The 23,964-nt window shown below is 73.1% G+C and carries 21 protein-coding genes and 2 pseudogenes; 17 read left to right on the top strand and 6 right to left on the bottom strand.

The genetic code is table 11. From position 1 onward, the window contains the following. Window positions 1-48 precede the first annotated feature (48 nt). The 3 genes from AB0K25_RS06825 to AB0K25_RS06835 are packed head-to-tail and all read left to right on the top strand — an operon-like array spanning window position 49 to window position 3,870. A complete protein-coding gene (locus AB0K25_RS06825; RefSeq protein WP_204957815.1) occupies window positions 49-855 on the top strand; it encodes a hypothetical protein in 807 nt (268 codons plus the stop codon). Between the two features lie 13 nt (window positions 856-868). Next, complete coding sequence (locus AB0K25_RS06830; protein ID WP_208568031.1) at window positions 869-2,782, top strand: fumarate reductase/succinate dehydrogenase flavoprotein subunit; 1,914 nt, start codon at window positions 869-871, stop codon at window positions 2,780-2,782. Further along, on the top strand, window positions 2,782-3,870 hold the full coding sequence (locus AB0K25_RS06835) for a succinate dehydrogenase/fumarate reductase iron-sulfur subunit (protein WP_208568030.1): 1,089 nt from the start codon (window positions 2,782-2,784) through the stop codon (window positions 3,868-3,870). Before AB0K25_RS06830 ends, AB0K25_RS06835 begins: the two co-directional genes overlap by 1 nt. A 151-nt stretch (window positions 3,871-4,021) precedes the next feature. Here AB0K25_RS06835 and AB0K25_RS06840 read toward each other — a convergent pair whose 3' ends face one another. Further along, window positions 4,022-4,462 carry a (deoxy)nucleoside triphosphate pyrophosphohydrolase gene (locus AB0K25_RS06840; RefSeq protein WP_357535179.1) on the bottom strand — a complete coding sequence of 147 codons (441 nt, stop codon included), beginning with the start codon at window positions 4,460-4,462 and terminating at the stop codon, window positions 4,022-4,024. Between the two features lie 182 nt (window positions 4,463-4,644). On the opposite strand from AB0K25_RS06840, the gene AB0K25_RS06845 reads away from it, so the two are divergent. After that, window positions 4,645-4,953: a 4a-hydroxytetrahydrobiopterin dehydratase gene (locus tag AB0K25_RS06845; protein ID WP_357535181.1), complete on the top strand. Its 309-nt coding sequence runs from the start codon at window positions 4,645-4,647 to the stop codon at window positions 4,951-4,953. Window positions 4,954-5,140: 187 nt separating this feature from the next. Here AB0K25_RS06845 and AB0K25_RS06850 read toward each other — a convergent pair whose 3' ends face one another. After that, a complete protein-coding gene (locus AB0K25_RS06850) occupies window positions 5,141-6,265 on the bottom strand; it encodes a septum formation family protein (protein WP_363818950.1) in 1,125 nt (374 codons plus the stop codon). A 111-nt stretch (window positions 6,266-6,376) separates the two neighbouring features. Here AB0K25_RS06850 and AB0K25_RS06855 point away from each other — a divergent pair, with 111 nt between their 5' ends. From AB0K25_RS06855 to AB0K25_RS06865, 3 genes are all read left to right on the top strand, one after another. Then, a complete protein-coding gene (locus tag AB0K25_RS06855) occupies window positions 6,377-6,739 on the top strand; it encodes a PH domain-containing protein (protein WP_208568026.1) in 363 nt (120 codons plus the stop codon). A 165-nt stretch (window positions 6,740-6,904) separates the two neighbouring features. Next, complete coding sequence (locus AB0K25_RS06860) at window positions 6,905-7,417, top strand: GNAT family N-acetyltransferase (protein WP_363818954.1); 513 nt, start codon at window positions 6,905-6,907, stop codon at window positions 7,415-7,417. Window positions 7,418-7,614: 197 nt separating this feature from the next. Then, window positions 7,615-8,343 carry a class I SAM-dependent methyltransferase gene (locus tag AB0K25_RS06865; protein ID WP_363818957.1) on the top strand — a complete coding sequence of 243 codons (729 nt, stop codon included), beginning with the start codon at window positions 7,615-7,617 and terminating at the stop codon, window positions 8,341-8,343. A 149-nt stretch (window positions 8,344-8,492) separates the two neighbouring features. Here the strand turns inward: AB0K25_RS06865 and AB0K25_RS06870 are convergent, their stop codons facing one another. Further along, entirely contained in the window at window positions 8,493-8,963 is a 471-nt protein-coding gene (locus AB0K25_RS06870; RefSeq protein WP_219464635.1) for a GNAT family N-acetyltransferase, read from the bottom strand. A 122-nt stretch (window positions 8,964-9,085) separates the two neighbouring features. Here AB0K25_RS06870 and AB0K25_RS06875 point away from each other — a divergent pair, with 122 nt between their 5' ends. Continuing rightward, a complete protein-coding gene (locus AB0K25_RS06875; protein WP_363818960.1) occupies window positions 9,086-9,697 on the top strand; it encodes a hypothetical protein in 612 nt (203 codons plus the stop codon). 56 nt (window positions 9,698-9,753) lie between these two features. Here the strand turns inward: AB0K25_RS06875 and ychF are convergent, their stop codons facing one another. The 3 genes from ychF to AB0K25_RS06890 form a co-directional block, all read right to left on the bottom strand. After that, entirely contained in the window at window positions 9,754-10,839 is a 1,086-nt protein-coding gene (ychF, locus tag AB0K25_RS06880; protein ID WP_219464639.1) for a redox-regulated ATPase YchF, read from the bottom strand. A 59-nt stretch (window positions 10,840-10,898) separates the two neighbouring features. Beyond that, window positions 10,899-11,633, bottom strand: a complete 735-nt coding sequence (locus AB0K25_RS06885; RefSeq protein WP_219464640.1) for a peptidase E — start codon at window positions 11,631-11,633, stop codon at window positions 10,899-10,901. Window positions 11,634-11,753: 120 nt separating this feature from the next. Continuing rightward, window positions 11,754-12,131: a hypothetical protein gene (locus AB0K25_RS06890; protein ID WP_255598642.1), complete on the bottom strand. Its 378-nt coding sequence runs from the start codon at window positions 12,129-12,131 to the stop codon at window positions 11,754-11,756. A gap of 225 nt (window positions 12,132-12,356) precedes the next feature. Here AB0K25_RS06890 and AB0K25_RS06895 point away from each other — a divergent pair, with 225 nt between their 5' ends. The 9 genes and pseudogenes from AB0K25_RS06895 to valS all read left to right on the top strand — a co-directional run bounded on the left by AB0K25_RS06895 (window position 12,357) and on the right by valS (window position 23,947). Then, window positions 12,357-12,866, top strand: a complete 510-nt coding sequence (locus AB0K25_RS06895; RefSeq protein WP_219464642.1) for a SigE family RNA polymerase sigma factor — start codon at window positions 12,357-12,359, stop codon at window positions 12,864-12,866. Then, window positions 12,863-13,378, top strand: a complete 516-nt coding sequence (locus AB0K25_RS06900) for a hypothetical protein (protein ID WP_219464643.1) — start codon at window positions 12,863-12,865, stop codon at window positions 13,376-13,378. Before AB0K25_RS06895 ends, AB0K25_RS06900 begins: the two co-directional genes overlap by 4 nt. A 159-nt stretch (window positions 13,379-13,537) precedes the next feature. After that, window positions 13,538-14,560, top strand: a pseudogene (locus AB0K25_RS06905) (DNA-3-methyladenine glycosylase 2 family protein); the annotation flags it as partial. Between the two features lie 204 nt (window positions 14,561-14,764). After that, window positions 14,765-15,130 (top strand): annotated as a pseudogene (locus AB0K25_RS06910) (DNA-3-methyladenine glycosylase 2 family protein); the annotation flags it as partial. After that, window positions 15,127-15,639: a methylated-DNA--[protein]-cysteine S-methyltransferase gene (locus tag AB0K25_RS06915; protein WP_363818965.1), complete on the top strand. Its 513-nt coding sequence runs from the start codon at window positions 15,127-15,129 to the stop codon at window positions 15,637-15,639. The pseudogene AB0K25_RS06910 and the gene AB0K25_RS06915, both read left to right, overlap by 4 nt. Before the next feature lie 37 nt (window positions 15,640-15,676). After that, entirely contained in the window at window positions 15,677-17,485 is a 1,809-nt protein-coding gene (locus AB0K25_RS06920; protein ID WP_363818968.1) for an ABC transporter ATP-binding protein, read from the top strand. 59 nt (window positions 17,486-17,544) lie between these two features. Beyond that, window positions 17,545-19,377, top strand: a complete 1,833-nt coding sequence (locus AB0K25_RS06925) for an ABC transporter ATP-binding protein (RefSeq protein ID WP_363819214.1) — start codon at window positions 17,545-17,547, stop codon at window positions 19,375-19,377. A 160-nt stretch (window positions 19,378-19,537) separates the two neighbouring features. After that, complete coding sequence (locus AB0K25_RS06930) at window positions 19,538-21,091, top strand: trypsin-like peptidase domain-containing protein (protein WP_219464648.1); 1,554 nt, start codon at window positions 19,538-19,540, stop codon at window positions 21,089-21,091. Window positions 21,092-21,334: 243 nt separating this feature from the next. Then, a complete protein-coding gene (valS, locus tag AB0K25_RS06935; protein WP_363818972.1) occupies window positions 21,335-23,947 on the top strand; it encodes a valine--tRNA ligase in 2,613 nt (870 codons plus the stop codon). Window positions 23,948-23,964 lie beyond the last annotated feature (17 nt).

Raw genomic sequence — 23,964 nt, forward strand, 5'->3', positions numbered from 1 at the left:
GTGAACCGCCCGCCCGCGAGGGCCCGTCCCGTCAGGAAGACGACTCGAATGACATCAACGGCAACGAAGCCGCGGGGTGCGCGGGCGCGCGCCGCCATCGCGGCGAAGACGTTGCGGACCGACCGCTGGTGGTTCGCCCCCCTGATCACCGTCGTCGGGCTCAGCGCCTGGGTGGCGTACGCGACCGTCCGGGTGTTCATGCACAAGTGGTACTGGGTGGACCAGTACCACTACCTGACGCCGTTCTACTCCCCCTGTGTGACCGACCGGTGTGTCGAGGGTTCCTCGCACTTCGGCACTCTCCTGCCCGGCTGGTGGATCATCCCGGACGCGGCGCTGACCCTGCCGTTCCTGCTGCTGTTCCGGTTGACCTGCTACTACTACCGCAAGGCGTACTACCGGTCGTTCTGGTTGTCGCCGCCGGCCTGCGCGGTGCCGGACGGGCACAAGTCCTACTCCGGGGAGACCCGGTTCCCGCTGCTCGGGCAGAACCTGCACCGCTACTTCTTCTACGCCGCCGCGATCATCTCGCTGATCAACACCTGGGACGCGGTCCTGGCCTTCCACTCGCCCGAGGGCTTCGGCTTCGGGCTGGGCAACATCGTCCTGCTGGTCAACGTGGTGATGCTGTGGGCGTACACGATCTCCTGCCACTCCTGCCGGCACATCATCGGCGGGCGGCTCAAGCACTTCTCCGCGCACCCGGTGCGGTACCGGGCCTGGACGTTCGTGTCCAAGCTGAACACCCGGCACATGCAGCTCGCCTGGATCACCCTCGGCACGCTGGCCTTCACCGACTTCTACGTGATGGCCATCGCCGCCGGCTGGTTCACCGACCTGCGGTTCATCAACTAGAGGGCGCGGCGACATGACCACTACCACTCGCATCGAACGACACCACTACGACGTCGTCGTGATCGGGGCCGGCGGCGCCGGCCTGCGCGCGGCGATCGAGGCCCGGCTCGCCGGCAAGAAGACCGCGATCATCTCCAAGTCGCTCTTCGGTAAGGCGCACACCGTGATGGCCGAGGGCGGCGCGGCTGCCGCGATGGGGAACGTGAACAGCCGGGACAACTGGCAGGTGCACTTCCGCGACACCATGCGCGGCGGCAAGTTCCTCAACAACTTCCGGATGGCCGAGCTGCACGCGAAGGAGTCGCCGCAGCGGATCTGGGAGCTGGAGACGTACGGGGCGCTCTTCGACCGGACCAAGGACGGCAAGATCTCCCAGCGCAACTTCGGTGGGCACGAGTACCCCCGGCTGGCGCACGTCGGTGACCGGACCGGCCTGGAGCTGATCCGCACCCTCCAGCAGAAGATCGTCTCCCTCCAGCAGGAGGACAAGCGCGACCTCGGCGACTACGAGGCCCGGATCAAGGTGTTCTCCGAGACCACCATCACCGAGCTGCTGCTCGACGGCGACCGGGTGGCCGGGGCGTTCGGCTACTACCGGGAGTCCGGGGAGTTCATCCTGTTCGAGGCCCCGGCGGTGGTGCTGGCCACCGGCGGCGTCGGCCGCTCCTACAAGGTCACCTCGAACTCCTGGGAGTACACCGGGGACGGGCACGCGTTGGCCCTGCGCGCCGGGGCCACGCTGATCAACATGGAGTTCCTCCAGTTCCACCCGACCGGCATGGTCTGGCCGCCCTCGGTGAAGGGCATCCTGGTCACCGAGTCGGTGCGCGGTGACGGCGGGGTGCTGAAGAACTCCGACGGCAAGCGGTTCATGTTCGACTACGTCCCCGACGTCTTCCGCAAGCAGTACGCGGAGACCGAGGAGGAGGCGGACCGCTGGTACACCGACCCGGACAACAACCGACGCCCGCCGGAGCTGCTCCCCCGCGACGAGGTCGCCCGCGCGATCAACAGCGAGGTCAAGGCCGGTCGGGGTACGCCGGCCGGCGGTGTCTACCTGGACATCGCCTCCCGGCGTTCGGCCGACGAGATCCGTCGCCGGCTGCCGTCGATGTACCACCAGTTCAAGGAACTGGCCGACGTCGACATCACGGCCGAGCCGATGGAGGTCGGGCCGACCTGCCACTACGTGATGGGCGGCGTCGAGGTGGACCCGGACTCCGGGGCCGCGTACGGCACCGTGCAGGGGCTGTTCGCCGCTGGTGAGGTGTCCGGTGGCATGCACGGCTCCAACCGGTTGGGCGGCAACTCCCTGTCCGACCTGCTGGTCTTCGGCAAGCGGGCGGGCGGGCACGCGGCGTCGTACACCGATCAGCTGACCTCGCGGCCGAAGGTGCCGGTGGGTGCGGTGGAGACCGCCGTGGAGGCGGCGCTGGCGCCGTTGCAGCGGGACACCGGGGAGAACCCGTACACCCTGCAGCAGGACCTCCAGGCGGTGATGGGGGATCTGGTCGGGATCATCCGCCGGGAGGGCGAGCTGGTCGACGCGCTGCACAGGCTGACCGAGCTGCGCGAGCGGGTGGCGAAGGTGAGCGCGGCCGGCGGCCGGCGCTACAACCCGGGCTGGCACCTGGCGTTGGACCTGCGCAACATGCTGGTCGTCTCGGAGTGCACCGCGAAGGCGGCGCTGGAGCGGCAGGAGTCGCGCGGCGGGCACACCCGCGAGGACTTCCCGACCATGGATCCGAGCTGGCGTCGGGTCAACCTGGTCTGCGCCCTGGACGGCGACACCGTCCGGCTGGAGCACAAGCCGCTGCCGAAGATGCGGGCCGAGTTGATCGGTCTCTTCGACCGGACCGAGCTGGCCAAGTATCTGACCGACGAGGAGCTGGCCGACTTCGACGCCCTCACCGAGGAGGCGAACTGATGGGAAGCAAGAGGGAGTTCCGCATCTGGCGGGGCGACGAGACCGGCGGTGACCTCCAGGACTACTCGGTCGAGGTGAACGAGGGCGAGGTCGTCCTCGACGTCATCCACCGGCTACAGGCCACCGAGGCGCCGGACCTGGCCTGCCGGTGGAACTGCAAGGCGGGCAAGTGCGGCTCCTGCTCGATGGAGATCAACGGCAAGCCCCGGCTGAGCTGCATGACCCGGATGTCGACGTTCGAGGAGTCGGAGACCGTCACGGTCACCCCGCTGCGGACCTTCCCGGTGATCCGGGACCTGGTCACGGACGTCTCGTTCAACTACGAAAAGGCGCGGGAGACGCCGGCCTTCGCCCCGCCGGCCGACCTGGCCCCGGGCGAGTACCGGATGCAGCAGGTCGACGTGGAGCGCTCGCAGGAGTTCCGCAAGTGCATCGAGTGCTTCCTGTGCCAGAACGTGTGCCACGTGATCCGCGACCACGAGGAGAACAAGCCGGCCTTCTCCGGCCCCCGGTTCTTCATCCGGGCCGCCGAGCTGGACATGCACCCGTTGGACGCGAAGACCGACCGCAAGCAGTACGCGCAGCAGGAGCAGGGGCTCGGCTTCTGCAATATCACCAAGTGCTGCACGGAGGTCTGCCCCGAGCACATCAAGATCACCGATAACGGGATCATCCCCATGAAGGAACGGGTCGTCGACCGCAGGTACGATCCCCTGGTATGGCTCGGTAGCAAGATCTTCCGTCGGGGCGAGACGCCCCAGAGCACCGCGAACAGCGCGGGAAAGGGGTCCGTGGTGCACAGCGGCGCTCGTCAGACCGGGGTCCACTCGCACGCCGGCGGTTCCGGCGACCCGGCCGCGGAGGCCCAGGCGCAGCAGGGTGTGAACTGGCACCGCGAGGTCCCGCACCCGACGATGCCGGCGGTCGACGACCGGGGCAGGCTCCCGCTGACGGAGCTGACCTTCGACCGGGCGGCGGCCCCGTCGCCGTTCGGTGACGACGTCACCTTCCCGCTGCCGCCGGAGCACCTCAACTTCGCCCACCCGAGCCAGGACGACAAGCCGGCAGGCGAGGGCGACAGGCACTGACGCCACCCGGCGGGCCCGCAAGCACTGACACACCCGGCGGGCCCGCAAGCATTGACGCCACCCGGCGGGCCCGCAACGGGCACGACAGACGACGGGGGTCGCGGCGCAAGCCGCGGCCCCCGTCGCCGTCCGCACCCGGGTGGCCGACCCGTCAGTCGGCGGCCAGCAGCGGGCGGAGGGCGGCGACGATCGGCGCGTCGGCGGGAAGCCAGGTGACGCTGTCCAGCTCACCGGCGGCGAGCCAGCGCAGCGCGGAGTGTTCCAGCGCGCGCGGCTGGTCGCCGTGCAACAGGCGGGCCGCGTACACCTTCAACACCGACCGGCCGTGGGCCATCCGGACGTCCCGGCCGATCCGGTCGCCGATCTCCACCCGGACGGCCAATTCCTCGGCGCACTCGCGGATCAGCGCGGCCGTCTCGCTCTCGCCCGGCTCGACCTTGCCGCCGGGAAACTCGAACATGCCGGCGACCTCGGGGGGCGCGGTGCGCGCACAGGCGAGCACCCGCCCCGCGGAGATGATCGCCGCACCCACGACCACCCGCGGCTCACGCCGGTCGGTCTGCCCGTCACCGCTACACCGTTCGGTCTGCACGGGCGTCCAGCGTGCCAGATCAATCGTCGGTTTGGGTACCGTCCTCGACCGGTAGGCCAATAAGAGACGGAAGTGTGGGCGTGGACACACCGCCGTCAGGTCGACAGACTGTTAACACCACGAGGACACGGGACGGCGACGATTTGGCCACAAGCCGGCAACGGCGCCTGGGAGGTGCGGTGATGCGTGCGCTGTTCACCAGCCGAACCAAGCACGACTATCTCAGTGACGCCCTCACGCTCCTGCACGGGTGGACCCGTGACGGTGAGCAGATCCGCCGCACCCTGGTAATGGACGACTCCCAGCACGCGGAGCTGACCGAGCGGGTCAAGGTCGTCGCGGACGCGCTGCGGTTGCGACCGGACATCAGCCGGCAGGACACCGAGACGCGCATCCGGGTCGGCCACGGCGACGGCGAGCCACTCACCGACGGTGAGGTGCTGCTCGCCGCCCGCATCGAGGACGCGTACCGTGCGGTGACGGCGGACTGAGCGCCCCGCGACGGCGGGCACCCGTCCGACGGCAGCACGCCCACGGCCACCCCCGTCATCGTCGGCCCCCGTCCGCCACCGCACCGTCGCCACCAGCCTCAGCCTAGGGCCGATCAGCGGCCGACCAGCTCCCCGGAACGTCCGACCCACCCCCACCGAGTGGTCAACTCGACACCGTCGGTCACGGTCACCGCATCGGTTCACCCTGCGCGGTGGGCAACCGAAGGGCCTGGCGTACGGCGAGCTCGGTGGCCGGGTCCGGGTGCTGCCCCGCCTGTGCCACGATCTGGAGCAGCCTGCCCCGGTCGGGCTCGCCGTCGGCGTCCCGCCAGGCCGGCTCGTCCTGCTCCATCTCGGTGAGCAGCCGTTCCATCGCCGGCCGGACCGCCTCCGGCCAGGGTTCCCGGCGCAACCGGAACCACATGTCGGTGTGGGTGCCCTCGGCCCGGCGGACCGCGTCACGCAACGTCGCCGGGGTGGCGGTCGACCCGCTGGCCACCAGGGCGGCCCGCGCCTCGGTCCAGTCCCGGCTGGCCAGCAGGTAGCCGAGCTGCGCCGGGTCGAGCACCGTACTGTCCATCCGCAGCGGACGGGACAGCTGGGTCGGTGAGGTCAGATAGCAGGTGATGGTGGGATCGGTGGACCAGTCGACCCGGGTCGGCAGGTACCAGCTCAACCGCACCTCGGCGGGCAACCCCAGCGGGTCCACCACGTAGCTGCGCTGGCGCTGCCGGCAGAGCGTCTCCGCCCGCTGGGAGAGCGCCGCCGCGCCGGGGTAACGCTCGTCGGCGGAGCGTTCGTACGCCGGAAAGTCGTCGACGTACTCGGCGTTGTGGGGCGCGTCACAGCCGACCCGGGTGACCTGCTCCGGCGCGGTACGGCTGGCGGTGGCCCCGGTTGGCACCCGGAAGCAGTCCCCCACCCGTAGCCCCCGCAGCCCGGTGTCCGGGTCGGTGCCGGTCGCCGTGACGCCCCACGCCACCAGGCCGGCCAGCACCCAGCCGCCGAGAAGCACCAGCCCGGCGGTCACCAGACCCTTCCCCCGCTCGCCCTCGCGCCTGATCCGTCGCAGCGCGAACACGGCGGTGACCGGCGCGAGCACCCCGCCGAGCAGGCCGAACACGAGGGTGACGACGGCCATCCGGTTCAGCCGGCCCCGGGTGGGCGGCCGCTGCGGCCACGGCTCCCAGTCGGGCACGTCGGTGGTGCCCGCCCGGCGGGGCGCAGCCGCGTCCGCGCCACCGGCCGGTGCCGACGAGGGCTCCGGCCGGGCCTCGTCGGTGGGTTGCGCCTCGGAATGCTCGCTGGTCACGCCGCTTCCCTCCCCCGTCGCCCGCGTCTGGCCAGGCATGGGGAGACTAGTCGACGGGGCCAACCGGCGGGCAACCGCCGACGCTGGCGGGCACCTCCTACCGTGGATTCCATGGCAAATGCGACGTACGACCGCAAGGAGCAGTTCAACCAGATCCGCAGTGGACTGCTCGACGGGGAACAGATCATCGCCGTCTACGACGCCGTCGGCACCGGCACCGGGTTCATCGGCCTGACCGACCGGCGGGTGATCATCCAGGACCGGTCATTCGTGGGGAAGAAGTTCGCGATCACCAGCATCCCGTACTCCAAGATCACTAGCGTGAGCGTGGTGAGCAACAAGTCGTGGGGCGGGGAGTTCTTCTCCACCGGCTCGATCGCGGTGCACGTCGGCACCCACACCTACGAGGTGGAGTTCCGGGGGGCGCAGAAGAGCCACCACGTGCACAACGTGATCCTGCACTACATCTCCTGACCGCCCCCGCGCTGCCGGCCACCGACCCGCCCGCCGACCCGCCCCTCCCGCCGCGCCGCCGACGGGTGCCCACCCCGCTCCGCCTGACCCCCGGATCGGGCGGTCCCTGGAATACTCGGCCCATGCGGACGACTCTCCACTGTGGCCGGCGGGGGCAGGTGCGGCGTGTTCCTGCGTGACGTGCTGGCCACCGACGTCGAGGCGTACCTGCGGATGCGCTGCGACCCGGTGATGATGGCCGAACTCGGCGGGCCGCTGCCGCCGGCCCACGTGACCCGGCAGGTCCGCCGGGACGCCCGGTTGGCCGCCGACGGCACCGCCCTGATCAAGATGATCGTGGTGGACGACGCCGTCGCCGGGACCGTCACCCTCTGGCGGCCCGCGCCGGACGACGGGACGGCCGCCGAGATCGGCTGGATGGTGCTGCCCGAGTTCCAGGGCCGGGGCCTGGCCAAGCGGGGCGTCCGCGCGCTGCTCGACCAGGCCCGGGCCGAGCGACGGTGGGACACCGTGCACGCCTTCCCGGCCGTCACCAACGGCCCGTCCAACGGGATCTGCCGGGCACTCGGATTCACCCCGCGCGGCGAGGAGGACGTCGAGTTCAACGAGCAGGTGATCCGTACCCGGCACTGGACGCTGGACCTGGCCCGCCCGCCGGAAACCGGGTTGCCCCGCTGACCGGCCCGCTGCTTGGCTGGGCGTGAAGCCGACCGGAAGGAGCTGACGACATGTCGTACCCGACGGGGTCCACCCAGGCACCGACAATCCTCCAGCAGCGGGAATCGAGGCTTCGTGACCACCAGCGACACGGCAGTGCCGGCGCGGCTCAGCGCCGGTAACGACAGAGCGGTCCGGCCCGGGGAAGGGGGCCGCTGATGTCGGTCTTCGACGACCCGGGCCACTTCGGCAGGATGTGGGCCGACAGCTACGACAACCCCGGCAACCCCGACCCGGCACCGGCGGTGGACTTCCTCGCCGGTCGGGCCGACGGCGGACGGGTGCTGGAACTCGCCATCGGGACGGGCCGGGTGGCGTTGCCGCTCGCCGCCCGGGGCGTACCCGTCGACGGGGTCGAGGCGTCACCGGAGATGGTGGCGAAGCTGCGCGCCAAGCCCGGCGGAGACGGCATCCCGGTCACCGTCGGCGACCTGGCCGACGTGCCCGTCACGGGTCCATACCAGCTGGTCTACCTGGTGTTCAACACCCTGTTCAACCTGGTGCGCGCGGAGCGGCAGCAGGACTGCTTCCGCAACGTGGCCCGGGTGCTGGCCCCCGGTGGCGAGTTCGTCGTCGAGGCGTTCGTGCCCGACCCGGCCAACTTCGACCGGGACGAGCAGGTACAGATGCGGGCGGTGACCGAGGACTCCGCCACCATCCGGCTGCACCAGTACGACCGGGCCGCACAGACCTTCATCCGGCAGACGATCACCTTCGACCGCGACGGGGTGCACCTGGAACCGTTCGCGATGCACTACCGCTGGCCGGAACAGATCGACGAGCTGGCCGAACAGGCCGGTCTACGGCTCGTCGCCCGGTACGCCGACTGGCACCGGCAACCCTTCGACGACGGCAGCAGATCGCACGTCTCGGTCTACCGGCGCTGACCCGGTGACCGGCCGGGGTCGGGGCGGGGTCGGGGCGGGCGTCCCGACCCCGGCCGGGCCAGCCGTCGATCGTCGAGGTGCCGGTGTTGGCGCCGGCACGCCGTCGCCCGCTCCCGGGGCGCTCGTTCGGGCGGCCCGGGATCCGCACGTCACAGCCGCTTGGCCATCCGGATCGCGGTCACCTCGAAGCCCATCTGCTCGTAGAGCGCCCGCGCGCCGGTGTTGAACCCGAACACGCTCAGCCCGATGGCGACCACGCCCCACTCCCGGCAGAGCCGCTCGGCGGCCTCGATGATCGCCCGGCCGTAGCCCCGGCGGCGCAGCTCCTCGCGTACCGCGAAGTCGTAGCCGAAGGCGTGCAGGCCGTCGGACTTCTGCTCCAGGTGCAGCCAGAGCCGACCGACCTCGACGTCGTCGTCGTACGCCGTCCAGAGCCGGTGCCCCTCGGTGGCCAGGCCGTCGGGCAGCAGGCCCTGGAAGTCCTGCCGGGCCTTCTCCCGCGCCTCCGGCAACGGCATCGCCCCGGAGGCGGCGATGTTACGCGCGTAGTCCTCCTCGGCGCGTTCCCGGTAGCGGAGGTACTGCTCGTCGGTCATCGGTTCCAGCCGCAAGGTCACCACACCACCACCGTAGGGTCAGCACCACCCCGCCCGCTGTCCCGTGGTCGCAGGGTCGACCGGTGACCCGCGAGAGCGCCGGTTCCCGACTGGCGTCCGGCGGGGCCGGCTGTCAGCCTGGGTCCGTGCGGTACGACCCTCAACGGCACCTCTGGTCCGCGCTCTCGGTCGCCGAGGTGCACGAGTTGTTCGCCGGCTGCCCGACGCGCTGGTGGCTCTCCGGGGGATGGGCCATCGACCACTGGCACGGCAGCCCGAGCCGACCGCACGGCGACATCGACGTCAGCACCCTGCGGCCGGCGCTGCCCGCCCTGCTGCACGCACTACCGGCGGACCTGCGGCCGTTCGCGGCCCGGCGGGGGCACCTGTTCCCGCTGGCGGACGGGCACGACGCCACCGGGCTGCACAACATCTGGGTGTACGACGCCGGCCGGGACCGCTTCGTCCTCCAGATCAACCTGGAGGACGGTGCCGAGACGGACTGGCGCTACCGACGCGATCCACGGATCACGCTCCCGTGGGAATCGGCGGTAGTGTCCGTCCGCGCCGTACCGACCGGGACGCCCGGCACCCAACTGCTGTGGAAGTCACCCGACCCGCGCCCCCGCGACGAGCACGACCTGGACGTCGCCCGACACCTGCTGACCCCGGCGCAGCGCCGGTGGTTGCGCGACGCGGTCCGACTGGCCCACCCGCACTCACCGTGGGCGGACGACCCCCGGCTGGGGCACCCCTGACCCGCGCCCCTCGGCGGCGGCGAGGCACCCGCGGTCCGCGGCTGGGCGGGCTGGGATCAGACGTTGAAGCGGAACTCCACCACGTCGCCGTCCTGCATGACGTACTCCTTGCCCTCGATCCGGACCTTGCCGGCGGCCTTCGCCGCCGCCATCGAACCGGCCGCGACCAGGTCGCCGTAGGAGACCACCTCGGCCTTGATGAAGCCGCGCTGGAAATCGCTGTGGATCACCCCGGCGGCCTCCGGGGCGGTCGCGCCGACCGGCACCGTCCAGGCCCGCGCCTCCTTCGGCCCCGCCGTGAGGTACGTCTGGAGCCCGAGCGTGCGGAAGCCGACCCGGACGAGCTGGTTCAGCCCCGGCTCGGACTGCCCGATGGACTCCAGCAGCTCGCGGGCCTCCTCCTCGGGCAGATCCACCAGCTCGGATTCGATCTTGGCGTCCATGAACACCGCCTCGGCGGGGGCCACCAGGGCGCGCAACTCGTCGAGGAAGGCGGCGTTGGCCAACTCCGCCTCGTCGACGTTGAAGACGTAGAGGAACGGCTTGGTGGTGAGCAGGTGCAGCTCCCGCAGGTGCTCCAGCTCGATCTTGGCGGCGGCGGCCCCGGCGTACAGGGTGATGCCGCCGTCGAGCACCTCGACGGCCTGCTTCGCGGCGGCGACGGCGGCGGCCCGGTCCTTACGGAGCTTGGCCTCCTTCTCCAGCCGGGGCAGCGCCTTCTCCAGGGTCTGCAGGTCGGCCAGGATCAGCTCGGTGTTGATCGTCTCGATGTCGTCGGCCGGCGAGACCTTGCCGTCGACGTGCACCACGTTCGGGTCGGAGAAGGCCCGCACCACCTGGCAGATGGCCGAGGCGTCCCGGATGTTCGCCAGGAACGCGTTGCCCCGGCCCTGCCCCTTCGACGCCCCCCGGACCAGACCGGCGATGTCGACGAACGACACCGGCGCGGGCAGTACCTTCTGCGACGAGAAGATCTCCGCGAGCTTGTCGAGCCGCCCGTCCGGCAGCCCCACCACCCCGACGTTGGGCTCGATGGTGGCGAACGGGTAGTTCGCCGCGAGCACGTCGTTCTTGGTCAACGCGTTGAACAGGGTGCTCTTGCCGACGTTGGGCAGGCCGACGATGCCGATGGTGAGACTCACGACGGGCCAGCTTACGCCGTCGGCCCCCGGTACCCGGCAGGCAGGCCCGCCGGAGACGCTCAGGCGGTCAGCAGCCGGGGCTCGATCCGGGTCTCCCGCACCCCACCCGCACCGTCCGGCACCACCTCGTACGCGGCCACGCCGGGCCGGTCGGCGACCGCCTCGGCCAGCCGGGTGCCCCGGTAGACCAACCCCACCCCGTCGTCGGTGCAGTGGCTGGCCGGCAGGGTGCCGTCGGCGACCAACCGGTGCAGCAGCGGCCGGCGCTGCGCCTCACTGTCGTAGTGCACCCCGTTGCCGTACCGCAACCAGCCCAGGCCGTCGGTGTAGGCGCGCAACTGCCGCCCGAAGCTGTCGGTGGGCCCGCCGACGTGCCAGCAGATCGAGCCCGCGGAGACCCCACCGAGCACCACCCCGGCCTCCCAGCACTCGCGCAGGATCTCCGGCAGGCCGTGCACCCGCCACACCGCGCACAGGTTGGCCACGCTGCCGCCACCGACCCAGATGATGTCCTGGCCGAGCAGGTGGGCCCGGACGTCCTCGACGTTGGGCATCGGAAACAGCGCCAGGTGCGACGGGCGGTAACGGGTACCGGCGAATGCGCCGTGGAAGATCGTCAACGAGGTGGGCTGGTCGCCGACGGCCTGGTTGAGATAGCAGATCCTCGGCTCGTCGACCTGCGCCAACTCGGCCATCAGGTCGAAGACCGGCCCGGGGGCGGCATCCAGGGGCCCCCGACCCCGGCTGGTGAAACCCATGCTGGTGGCGACGATCGTCGGTTGAACGGCGGGCATCCTGGTCCTCTCGCTGGCTGACTCCCGCCCCCATCCTGCGCCACCGCCGGCCCCGCCCACCCCAACCCCCGGCAACCGCCACCCGGCGGGTCGCGCCGCCGCTGCGGTCACCGGCCCGGGTCACCCGGCGAGACGCCAGCCCACCCCGCCGTCGGTCACCCCGGGCAACTCACCCGCCGCCGCGAGCGGCAGGGTGAACCGGTCCGGCGCGGTCGGGCCGGCCCGCTCGGACTCACCGAGCATCCAGTGGACCTCGTCGGCCGTCCAGCCCAGCCCCCGCCGGCCGGCGATCTCCCGGACCAGCCGCCGGCCGACCCGGGTGTCGTCGTCGTAGAACCGCATGCACCAGTGGTGCGCCCACATGCCCAGCGCCCGCAGACCGGCTGCGTCGAGGGACCCGGCCAGCCGACCGCACGCGGTGTCGGCGAACGGCCGCGCCGGGTCGTCGGCCCGGTCCCGCTCGATCGCACCGAAGGCGGCCGGCGCGACCACCCGCATCCGGTCGTAGAGGCCCTGCGCGGCGGCCTCGTCCAGCCGCGCCCGCCCTGACCGAGGGTCGCCCCGCCCGGTCACGCTCGCCATCGCCGCACCCTTCTGGAGTTGGTGCCGGGACGCTACCGACCACTACCGACACTTTGCCGCGGGAAACTCCCCGCGGATCCCGGGATAGCTGCGCCGGGCTGGGGCGTCTGTATCGGTGACAGCCAACATCGGGGAGGGCGGGTGGACGAGGACGACCGGGCCCGGCTGGCCGAGTTCGTGGCCAGCCGGACGCCGGCCCTGATGCGGGTCGCGTACCTGCTCACCGGGGACCGGCACGCCGCCGAGGACCTGTTCCAGTCGGCGCTGGCCAGGACCATTCCGAAGTGGCGCGACCTGCGTCACGCCGACCCGGAGGGTTACCTGCGCGCGGTCATGTACCGGGAGCAGGTCAGCTGGTGGCGGCGACTGCGCCGGTACCGGGAGACGTTGCTCACCGGTGCCGCCGAACGGGCCGGTCCCGACCCGTTCGGCGGCACCGACGTACGCCTGGCGATGCGGGCCGCGCTGCGCGCGCTGCCGGCGGCCCAGCGCACGGTCGTGGTCCTGCGCTACTACGAGGACCTGACCGAGACCCAGGTGGCCGCCGCGCTCGGCTGCTCGGTCGGCACCGTGCGCAGCCGCACCCACCGGGCCGTGGCCCGGTTGCGGCAACTCCTGCCGGACATCGAACTGCTGGAGGTACGGCGGTGACCACGCCCATCGAGGACCTCATCCGCGCCACCCTCACCGACCTTGCCGAGGAGGCACCGACAGTGCACGACCAGTTGACCCGCGCGGAACACCGGGCCCGTACCCGACGCCGCGCCACCGTGACGATGAGCGCCGTGGGTGCCGTCGCCGCCGTGCTGATCGCCGCCCCGCTCGCGATGGCCGCCAGCGGTCGCGGGGACGCCCCGCCCGCCGTACCGGCCTCGACGCCGAGCAGGGGGCCGGCCGCGCCGGTCCCCGCCCCGGCCCGGACCGCACCACCCGTAGACCGGCCACCGCTGACCGGCCGGACCGCCGAACCGGGCGCACCCGTCCCGGCCCGCACCGCCGCACCGGCGGCACCCGGGATGCCCGCACCGGCCCGCACCGCACCACCCGTCGACCAGCCCCGGACCGGCCGGGTCCCCGCCGCACCGGTCCCCGCCCGCACCGCACCGCCCGTCGACGAGGGCCCGCGGGGCGGCCGGCCGGCCGCCCCGACGACGGGGAACTGACGCACGGCGACCCTGCCGGCCGTCGACTTACTGCTGTCGGCCGGCGGGGTCGCCCGCCCTCGCGCCGGGCGGCGCGGACGGTGGCCGCCCTCGGACCGGGCATGCTCAGGTCCGATTCCCGCGAGCCACCGCTGCTGAGCTGCGGGCATGATCGGTGGCGTGGAGTTGGACTTTGAACGGTGCTATCGGGCCGTGGACAGCCGTGACCAGCGGTTCGACGGCTGGTTCTACACCGGCGTCACGTCGACCGGGATCTACTGCCGGCCGTCGTGTCCGGCGATGACGCCGAAGCGGCGCAACGTCCGGTTCTTCCCGTCGGCCGCCGCCGCGCAGGGGGCCGGGCTACGGGCCTGCCGCCGGTGCCGGCCGGACGCCGCGCCCGGTTCCCCGCAGTGGGACGTCCGCGCCGACGTGGTGGGTCGGGCCATGCGGCTGATCGCCGACGGGGTGGTCGACCGGGACGGCGTGCCGGGGCTGGCCGCCCGGCTGGGCTACACCGAGCGGCACCTGCACCGGATGCTCCGGGCGGAGTTGGGTGCCGGCCCGTTGGCGCTGGCCCGGGCGCAACGGGCACAGACCGCACGGACGCTGATCGAGACCACCGGACTGGGCCTGGCGGAGGTGGCGTTCGCGGCCGGCTTCGGCAGTGTGCGGCAGTTCAACGACACCGTCCGCGAGGTGTACGGGACGGTGCCGTCGCAACTGCGTACCGGGCGGGGCAGCCGACCGGCACCGGGCGGGGCGGGCACGATCACGCTCCGGTTGGCGTACCGGCCGCCGCTGCACGCCGCTGCCCTGCTGGAGTACCTCGCCGCCCGGGTGCTGCCCGGCCTGGAGGAGGTGCGCGACGGGACGTACCGCAGGGGGTTGCGGTTGCCGCACGGCCCGGCGGAGGTCGCGTTGACGCCGACGAGCGGACACGTCGTGGCGACGCTGCGGCTGGCCGACCTGCGGGACCTGGCCCCGGCGGTGGCCCGGTGCCGGCGTCTGTTCGACCTGGACGCCGACCCGGAGGCGATCGACCAGACACTGGCCGCCGACCCGGTCCTCGCCGGGGTCGTCGCCGCCGAACCCGGGGTCCGTGTGCCCCGGTCGGTGGACGGCTTCGAGTTGGCCCTGCGCGCCATCGTCGGCCAGCAAGTCTCCCTCCCCGCCGCCCGCACCACCCTCACCCGCCTCCTGACCCACCCCACCCCCACCCCCGGCCCAGCCCCCAGCCCCACCCCCGGCCCTGGCCCCGGTGATCAAGAGGTTTGCGTCACGGAGAGCGCTTCCCCGCGACGCAAACCTCTTGATCACCCCGGCGGGGCGGGCGGGGGCGGCGGGGCGGGCGGGGGCGGCGGGGCGGGCGGGGCGGGCAGTGGGGGGTGGGGGGTGTGGGGGGTTCCGGGGGCGGAGGAGGTGCTGGGGTTGCCGGATGCGGCGTTCGGGATGCCGGTCGCCCGACGGGAGACGATCCGGGCGCTCGCCCGGGCGATCGCCGCCGGGGAGATCGACCTGGAACCGGGCGGGGACCGGGCCGAGACGGTACGACGGTTGACCGCGCTGCCCGGGATCGGCCCGTGGACGGCCGGTTACCTGGCCATGCGGGCTCTCGGCGACCCCGACGTGCTGCTCCCCACCGACCTCGCGATACGCCGGGGCGCCGCCGCCCTCGGCCTGCCCCACACCCCCACCACCCTGGACGCGTACGCCGACCGTTGGCGGCCCTGGCGGTCGTACGCGGCGATCAGACTCTGGAGAGCGGCATGACCACCATCGGCACCACCACCATGGACACCCCGGCCGGCCCGCTCAGCGTGCTGGTCGACCCGGACGGCGCGATCCGGGCCGCCGGGTTCACCGCCGACCCGCAGAGCCTGCTGCCGTTGGTGCACCCGAGCCTGCGTGGCCCACTGGAGCCGTACGCCGACCTCGGGCCGGTGACCGCCGCCGTCCGCGCCTACCTCGACGGGGACCTGACCGCGATCGACGGGGTGCCGGTACGGCAGCAGAGCGGCGGCGCGTTCCAGACCCATGCGTGGACCGTGCTGCGCGACGTCAAGCCCGGTGAGCCGATCACCTACACCGGGTACGCCGCGCTGGCCGGCCGGCCCGCCGCGGTCCGGGCGGCCGCCGCCGCCTGTGCCCGTAACGCCGCCGCCCTCTTCGTCCCCTGTCACCGGGTGCTGCGCACCGACGGGACCCTCGGCGGCTACCGGTACGGGCTGCCGGTGAAGAAGTGGTTGCTCGGGCACGAGCGCCGGCTGACGGCAACCTGACAGCGGCATCGACGCGGATCGACGCTACCGTCGGGTAGTGCCTGCGCAGCGCGACGGCGACCCGGCCATCCCGAGGGCGGACGGCCGGGTCCCTCCGCTGCGCAACCTCTGGCGGCTGCGCCGCTACCTGCGCCCGTACGCCGCCGCGTACGTGCTGTTGCTGCTGGCCGCGCTGGCCGCGACGGGGGCGGGTCTCGCCGTACCCCTGGTGGCGCAGCGGGTGGTGGACGGGCCGATCGCCCGGCACGACCCGGCGGGGCTGCTCCGCCTCGGCGGGCTGGCCCTGCTGCTCGGGCTGGTCGAGGCGGTGCTGATCTTCATCCGGCGGTGGAGCCAGTCGTCCTCCTCGGTCGGCATGGAGGCGACCATCCGCGCCGACCTCTACGCCCACCTGCAACGCCTGCCGGCCGGCTTCCACGACCGCTGGCAGTCCGGGCAGCTGCTCTCCCGGGCGATCAGCGACCTGTCGGTGCTGCGCCGGTTCCTCTCCTTCGGCCTGCTGTTCCTGGTGCTCAACGTGGTCACCTACGTCGCCGTGGTGGCCCTTCTGCTCCGGCTGCACGGGCCGCTGGGGCTGCTGGTGGCCGCCAGCGCGGTGCCGCTGTTCCTGATCAGCCGCCGGTTCGGCCGGCACTACCACACGGCGTCGCGGCGGATGCAGGACCAGCAGGGCGACGTGGCCACCCTGGTCGAGGAGACCGCGCAGGGGCTGCGCACCATGAAGGCGTACGGGCGGGGGCCGGAGCTGGCCGACCGGTTCGCCGGGCGGGCCCGCGCGCTGCACGACACCGGCGTCGGCAAGGGCGCCCTGCTGGCCCGCGCGTCGGCCCTGTTCGACCTGGTGCCCAACCTGACCCTGGGGGCGACCCTGGTCGGCGGCGCGACGCTTGTCGCCCGGGGCACGTTGACCATCGGGGAACTGGTCGCGTTCGTCAGCCTCCAGCTCATGCTGATCTGGCCGGTGCAGTCGCTCGGTTGGATCATCGCCAACGGGCAGGAGGCGGCGACCGCGGCGGACCGCATCCAGGAGGTGCTGGACACCCCGCCGTCGATCGTGGACGCCCCGGACGCGGTCGCACTGACCCGGTCGGCGGTGCGCGGCCGGCTCCGCTTCGAGGGGGTGTCGTTCCGCTACCCGGGCAGCGCCGAACCGGTGCTGCGGGAGATCGAGCTGACCGTCGAGCCGGGCGAGACGCTGGCCCTGGTCGGGGCGACCGGCTGCGGCAAGAGCACCCTGCTCTCCCTGGTCCCCCGGCTCTACGACGTGACCGCCGGCCGGATCACCCTGGACGGACACGACCTGCGGGGGGTACGCCTGGACGCGCTGCGCCGGCTGGTCGGGGTGGCCTTCGAGGAGCCGACCCTGTTCTCCATGTCGGTCTGGGAGAACCTCACCCTGGGCTGCCCGGACGCGACCGGCGACGAGGTCCGGGCCGCGTTGGCGCTGGCCCAGGCCGACTTCGCGTACGACCTGCCGTGGGGGTTGGCGACCCGGGTGGGCGAGCAGGGCCTGTCGCTCTCCGGCGGGCAGCGGCAACGGTTGGCACTGGCCCGCGCGGTGCTCGGCCGGCCGGCGCTGCTGGTCCTCGACGACCCGCTCTCCGCCCTGGACGTGCAGACCGAGGCGCTGGTCGAGGCGGCGTTGCGCCGGGTGCTGCGGGACACCACCGCGCTGCTGGTGGTGCACCGGCCGTCGACCGTCGCGCTGGCCGACCGGGTGGCGCTGCTCGACGGGGGGCGGATCACCGCCGTCGGCCGGCACTCCGAACTGCTGGCCACGGTGCCGGCGTACCGTGCGGTGCTCGCCGCCGAACCCTCGCCGGCACCGGGCCTGGTGCGTTCGTGAGCCGTCGACCACCGCGGCAGCACCCCCCGGCCGGTGACGACGGCCAGCCCGGCACCGCGTTGTCGCACTGGCGGGGCCGGGCCACCGACCCGGACGCCGACCGCAGCCGCGCCGAGGACGACTCCCCCGAGGCGGTGGCCCGGCTGCGGGGTCGCAGTCGGGCGCTGCTGCGGGACCTGCTCCGTCCGCACCGCCGGCCGTTGGGCGTGGCGGTGGCCCTGCTGCTGGCCCAGAACACCGCCGCGATGGCCGGCCCGTACCTGGTCATGCTCGGTATCGACCGGGCGGTGCCGCCGCTGCGGGCCGGCGACCCGGGTCCGTTGGCGGCCGTCGCGGGCGCGTTCGCCGTCGCGGCCGTCACCGAGTACGTCGCCCGGCGCAGCTACCTCACCCGCTCCGCCCGGATCGGCCAGGCCGTCCTGCTCGACCTGCGCCAGCGGGTGTACGGCCACCTGCTGACCCTCTCGGTCGGGTTCCACGAGCGGTACACCTCGGGTCGGGTGGTGTCCCGGCTCACCAGTGACGTGGACTCCATCGCCGAACTGGTCGACGGGGGGATCGACACCCTGGTCGCCGCTGCGCTGTCGGTGCTGTCGGTCGCCGCCATCCTGCTCTGGCTGGACCTGCCGCTGGCGGCGGTGACCCTGCTGGCGTTCCCGTTCCTGTTCTGGCTGTCCCGCTGGTTCGCCCGGGCCTCGGCCCGGGCCTACCGGCACAGCCGGGAGGCGGTGGCGCTGGTGATCGTCCACTTCGTGGAGTCACTGCGCGGCATCCGTGCGGTGCAGGCGTTCCGGCGTGAGCCGCGCAACCAGCAGATCTTCGTGACGGTCAACGACGAGTACCGGCGGACCAGCCTGCACGGCTTCCGGCTGATCGCCACCTACTCGCCGGGGATCAAGGTGATCGGCAACGTGACCGTGGCGCTGGTGCTCGGGTACGGCGGTTGGCGGGTGCTGGGCGGCGCCACCGAGGTCGGGGTGCTCGCCGCGTTCCTGCTCTATCTGCGCCGGTTCTTCGAGCCGATGCAGGAGCTGAGCCAGTTCTACAACTCCCTCCAGTCGGCGACCGCCGCCCTGGAGAAGCTCGCCGGGGTGCTGGACGAGCAGCCCGGGGTGCCCGAACCGGCCTCGCCGGTGCCGTTGCCGGCCGGGCCGGGCCGGGGTGCGGTGACGTTCCACGCGGTGTCCTTCGGCTACCTGCCGCAGACGCCGATCCTGACCGGGTTGGACCTGGTCGTGCCGGCCGGGCAGACGGTCGCCCTGATCGGCCCGACCGGCGCCGGCAAGTCGACGGTGGCGAAGCTGCTCGCCCGGTTCCACGACCCGGACGCCGGCACGGTCGAACTGGACGGCGTCGACCTGCGGGACCTGTCCGACGCCGAGCTGCGGCGCGCGGTGGTGCTGGTGACCCAGGAGAACCACCTGTTCGGCGGCTCGGTGGCGGAGAACATCCGGTTCGGGCGGCCGGACGCCACCGACGCGGCGGTGCAGGCGGCGGCGCGGGCGATCGGTGCGCACGACTTCATCGCCGCCCTACCCGACGGGTACGCCACCGAGGTGCACCGGCGCGGCGGCCGGCTCTCCGCCGGGCAGCGGCAGCTCGTCGCGTTCGCCCGCGCGTTCCTGGCCGACCCCCGGGTGCTGATCCTCGACGAGGCCACGTCGTCGCTGGACGTGCCGACCGAGCGGTTGGTGCAGCGGGCGCTGTCCACCGTGCTGCGCGACCGCACCGCGCTGGTGATCGCGCACCGGCTCTCCACGGTGGAGACCGCCGACCGGGTGCTGGTCGTCGACTGTGGACGGATCGTCGAGGACGGCCCACCCGCCCGGCTCGCCACCACCGGTGGCCGGTACGCCGCGCTGCACCGGCAGTGGCGTGATTCGCTGGTCTGACCCGGCCGAGGGGCAGCCCGGTGGCCGTGGGACGACTAGACTCTGCCCGCATCGATGGGCCTCGCCCCCGTTTTCACCGGTCCGCCCGGTCGGGTGCGGCGGAGCCGATCACATCGCCGGCATACGGGGAGGTTGCGGCGTGCGGATCCGTGGACGAGTGGTGCTGGCAGCGGCATTGGCGCTGAGCACGATGGGGACGACAGGCGTGGCGTTGGCCGTGGACCGGGATGCCGGTGCGGCCACCGGCGCGACCGGGGGCACCTGGGCGGCGGGGACGGTCCCGGTCGCCGGGGAGGTCCGCGCGTCGGCCCGCGCCGACACGGCTGGCCGGGCGGCGGCGCCGGCCGCAGCACGCCCGGCGCCGGTGGTGACCCGCCCCGCGACCCAGGTCGCGCAGGCCGCCCCCGCCTCGGTGAGCTACCTGAGCGACCGTTACCGGGTCGCCCCGGGCGAGGCCGCCCGCCGGCTGGCCCTCCAGGAGTTGTCCGCGCCGCTGGCCGACACCCTGGCCGCCCGTTTCCCCGATTCGTACGCCGGGATGTGGCTGGACCAGGCCGGTGGCGGGGTGCTCACCATCGCCGCCACCGATCCGGCACCGGTCACCGAGGCGGTCGCCGGCCTGCCGGACGCCCGGCACGTCACCGTCGTGCCGGTCCGCCACTCGCGGCGCGACCTCGACGCGGCGGCGGCCCGACTGGCTGGGACGCTGGGCGTCACCGCCGGTCGGGACGTGCTGGTCGACGAGCGGGCCAACGAGGTGCTGGTGCTCACCGGCGACGCGGTGCCCGCCGACGACGCCCGGCTGGCCGGCACGCTCGACGCGGCCGGGGTGCCGGTGCGGGCCCGGGCCCGGCTCGACGGCTCCGCGATCCCCAAGGCGTGCGACCCGCGCTACTGCGCCAAGGCGCCGATGCGGGGCGGCATCCGGCTCGACGTGCCCCGCGACGACGGCACCGTCGGCGGCTGCACCACCGGCTTCAACGTCCGGGCGAAGTCCGGGCAGTACTACGTGCTGACCGCCGGGCACTGCGTGGTCGGCGGCCGGCACCAGCGCGTCGACGACACCTGGCACCAGTTCCTCGGGCCGAAGGTGCCGGTGGGCCTGGAGTCGACCAACCCGGTGCTGGCCGAGAACGCCTTCCCCAACGACTACGCGGTCCTGCCGTACGCGAAGGGCGCGACGACCCGCTGGGCGTACCCGAGGCGGACCGTGGGCAACGCGCCGAGCCTGGTCAACTACTGGTGCGTGGCGGACAATCCGGCCTGCGCCAGCAAGGGCAGCCGCGACGTGCCGATCACCGGCGTCACGCCGTACTCCGCCGTGCAGGCCGGCTGGGTGGTCTGCGCCACCGGCTCGGCGTACACCCCGAAGGCCGGCGAGCAGTACGTCGACTCGGGCGCCGGAGCCGGCTACCTGCCGGGCACCCGCTGCGGTGAGGTCATCGGCAAGGCCAGTGGCGGCATCGACGTGCGGGTGTGCGCCCGGCCGGGTGACAGCGGCGGTCCGCTGTTCACCGAGTCCGACGGGCGGGCGCTGGGCATCCTGAACAACGGCGACCCCGGTGAGGGCCCCTGCACCAACCCGGACGAGAAGAACACCTACGCGCCGGTCTCGGTGATCCTCGACCGGGTCAACGGCCGCACCGGGCTCGGCTTCCAGATCGCCACCCAGGGCCCACTGCTCACCCCGCCGGTCGGCTCCTCGAACCGGTAACCCACCGGGTCCGGCCGGCTCCCCGAACCGTTAGGTCGACGGGTCCGGCCGGCTCCCCGAAGCGGTAGGTCGGCGGGTCGGGTCGGTCGGCGGGTCGGGTCGGTCGCCGCGCCCGGCCCGCCCCACGTCGCACCGCACACCCGGCCCGCCACGACCCATGACGTGCCGGCGCCCGGCGCGAGGAAGCCGGCACGCCGGATAAAGCCGGTGGGCGGGAGGTCGCACGCTGCCTACGATCGACCGATGACTGATACGGCGAGGACGGTCCGCGCCGGTGTGCCTGAACGTCCCACCCTGGACGGCATCGAGGAGCACTGGGCGCACCGCTGGCAGGAGGAGGGCACGTACGCGTTCGACCGGGAGAAGGCGACCGTAGCGGGTCGCGGGCCGGCGGGAACCCCGCGTCGGCACGGTCGCGGCGACGACGTGTACTCCATCGACACCCCGCCGCCGACCGTATCCGGCGAACTGCACATGGGGCACGTCTTCTCGTACACGCACACCGACACGGTGGCCCGGTTCCAGCGGATGCGCGGGCGCAACGTGTTCTACCCGATGGGCTGGGACGACAACGGCCTGCCCACCGAACGCCGGGTGCAGAACGTCTACGGGGTGCGCTGCGACCCGTCCCTGCCGTACGACCCGGCGTGGCAGCCGCCCGACGCCCCGGTCACCGAGGCCCGACGCCGGGAGCCGACGCCGATCTCCCGACGCAACTTCGTCGAGCTGTGCGAACGGTTGACCGCCGACGACGAGCAGGTCTTCGAGGCGCTCTGGCGGCGGCTCGGGCTGTCCGTGGACTGGTCGCTGACGTACACCACGATCGGGCGGGCGGCGCGGGCCACCTCGCAGCGGATGTTCCTGCGCAACCTGGCCCGGGGTGAGGCCTACCAGGCGGAGGCGCCGACGCTGTGGGACGTCGGGTTCGGCACCGCCGTGGCGCAGGCGGAACTGGAGGACCGGGAGCGCCCGGGGGCGTACCACCGGCTGCGGTTCACCGGGCCGGGCGGGCGGGAGGTGCTGATCGACACCACCCGGCCGGAGCTGCTGCCGGCCTGTGTGGCGCTGGTCTGCCACCCCGACGACGAGCGGTACGCCGACCTGGTGGGCGCGACGGTGCGTACCCCCGTGTTCGGGGTGGGGGTGCCGGTGCGCGCGCACCCGCTGGCGGACCCGGCGAAGGGCACCGGCGTCGCGATGGTGTGCACGTTCGGTGACCTGACCGACGTGACCTGGTGGCGGGACCTCGACCTGGAAACCCGGGTGGTGATCGGCCGGGACGGTCGGCTGCTGGCCGAGCCACCGGCCGACGTGCCGGCGGCCCCCTACGCGGCGTTGGCCGGGCAGCCGGTCAACGCCGCCCGCCGGGCCCTGGTGGAGCTGCTGCGCGAGGCCGGTGACCTGGTCGGCGAGCCGCGCGAGATCACCCATCCGGTGAAGTTCTACGAGCGCGGCGACCGGCCGTTGGAGATCGTCTCGACGCGGCAGTGGTATCTGCGCAACGGCGGCCGGGACGCCGGGCTGCGGGCGGAGCTGCTGGCCCGGGGTGACGAGCTGCGCTGGGTGCCGGAGCACATGGGGCACCGCTACGCGCACTGGGTGGGTGGGCTGACCGGTGACTGGCTGGTCAGCCGGCAGCGCTTCTTCGGGGTGCCGGTGCCGGTGTGGTACCGGCTCGACGCCGTTGGCGAGCCGGACCACGCCAACCCTCTCACACCGGACGAAGCGTCGTTGCCGATCGACCCGTCCAGCGAACCGCCGCCCGGCTACGACGAATCGCAGCGCGGCGTGCCGGGCGGTTTCGTCGGCGACCCGGACGTGTTGGACACCTGGGCCACCTCGTCGTTGACCCCGCAGATCGTCGGCGGCTGGGAGACCGACCCGGAGTTGTTCGACCGGATCTTCCCGATGGACCTGCGCCCGCAGGGGCAGGAGATCATCCGGACCTGGCTCTTCGCCACCGTGGCCCGCGCCCACCTGGAACACGGGGTGCTGCCCTGGCGGGACGCGGTGTTGTCCGGCTGGATCCTCGACCCGGACCGCAAGAAGATGTCCAAGTCCAAGGGGAACGTCGTCACCCCGATGGCGCTGCTGGAGCAGCACGGGTCGGACGCGGTCCGCTACTGGGCGGCCAACGGCCGCCCCGGCATGGACCTGGCCTTCGACCCGGCGCAGATCAAGGTGGGGCGGCGACTGGCCACCAAACTGCTCAACGCGTCGAAGTTCGCGCTCGGCCTCGGTGCCGGCGACGCCCTGCGCGCCCCGGCGACCACCCCGCTGGACACCGCCATGCTCGCCGAACTGTCCGCCGTGGTCACCACCGCGACGACCGCCTTCGACGGGTACGACCACACGACCGCCCTACAGGCCACCGAGGCGTTCTTCTGGCGGTTCTGCGACGACTACATCGAGTTGGTGAAGGAACGCGCCTACGGCACCGGGCCGGGTGCCGACTCGGCCCGGGCGGCACTCGCCACCGCCCTGTCGGTGCAGCTACGGCTCTTCGCCCCGGTGCTGCCGTACGTGACCGAGGAGGTCTGGTCGTGGTGGCGGTACGGCTCGGTGCACCGGTCGACCTGGCCCACCACGTACGAGGTGGACCGGGCCATCACCGGCACCGGTGACCCGGCCCTGCTCCGGCTGGCCGGGGACGCCCTGGCCCAGATCCGCCGGGCCAAGTCCGACCGCAAGTTGTCGATGCGGGCGGAGATCCCGCTGGCCGAGGCGTTGGGCCCGGCGGCCCTGCTCGACCAGCTCACCCTGATCGCCGACGACGTGCGCGCCGCCGGCCGGATCACCACCCTCGACCTGCTCCCCGACCGCACGTCCGAACTCGTCATCGCCAGCGCCTTCTGAGGCGGGTCGGTGCCGGA

This window comes from Micromonospora sp. NPDC049257, assembly GCF_040678915.1.
GTDB lineage: Bacteria > Actinomycetota > Actinomycetes > Mycobacteriales > Micromonosporaceae > Micromonospora > Micromonospora antibiotica.

Excerpts from the sequence above, each read along its gene's own strand:
- AB0K25_RS06825 (WP_204957815.1), top strand. The coding sequence starts at position 49 with ATGACATCAACGGCAACGAAGCCGCGGGGTGCGCGGGCGCGCGCCGCC.
- AB0K25_RS06830 (WP_208568031.1), top strand. The coding sequence starts at position 869 with ATGACCACTACCACTCGCATCGAACGACACCACTACGACGTCGTCGTG.
- AB0K25_RS06835 (WP_208568030.1), top strand. The coding sequence starts at position 2,782 with ATGGGAAGCAAGAGGGAGTTCCGCATCTGGCGGGGCGACGAGACCGGC.
- AB0K25_RS06845 (WP_357535181.1), top strand. The coding sequence starts at position 4,645 with ATGCGTGCGCTGTTCACCAGCCGAACCAAGCACGACTATCTCAGTGAC.
- AB0K25_RS06855 (WP_208568026.1), top strand. The coding sequence starts at position 6,377 with ATGGCAAATGCGACGTACGACCGCAAGGAGCAGTTCAACCAGATCCGC.
- AB0K25_RS06865 (WP_363818957.1), top strand. The coding sequence starts at position 7,615 with ATGTCGGTCTTCGACGACCCGGGCCACTTCGGCAGGATGTGGGCCGAC.
- AB0K25_RS06885 (WP_219464640.1), bottom strand. The coding sequence starts at position 11,633 with ATGCCCGCCGTTCAACCGACGATCGTCGCCACCAGCATGGGTTTCACC.
- AB0K25_RS06890 (WP_255598642.1), bottom strand. The coding sequence starts at position 12,131 with ATGCGGGTGGTCGCGCCGGCCGCCTTCGGTGCGATCGAGCGGGACCGG.
- AB0K25_RS06915 (WP_363818965.1), top strand. The coding sequence starts at position 15,127 with ATGACCACCATCGGCACCACCACCATGGACACCCCGGCCGGCCCGCTC.
- valS (WP_363818972.1), top strand. The coding sequence starts at position 21,335 with ATGACTGATACGGCGAGGACGGTCCGCGCCGGTGTGCCTGAACGTCCC.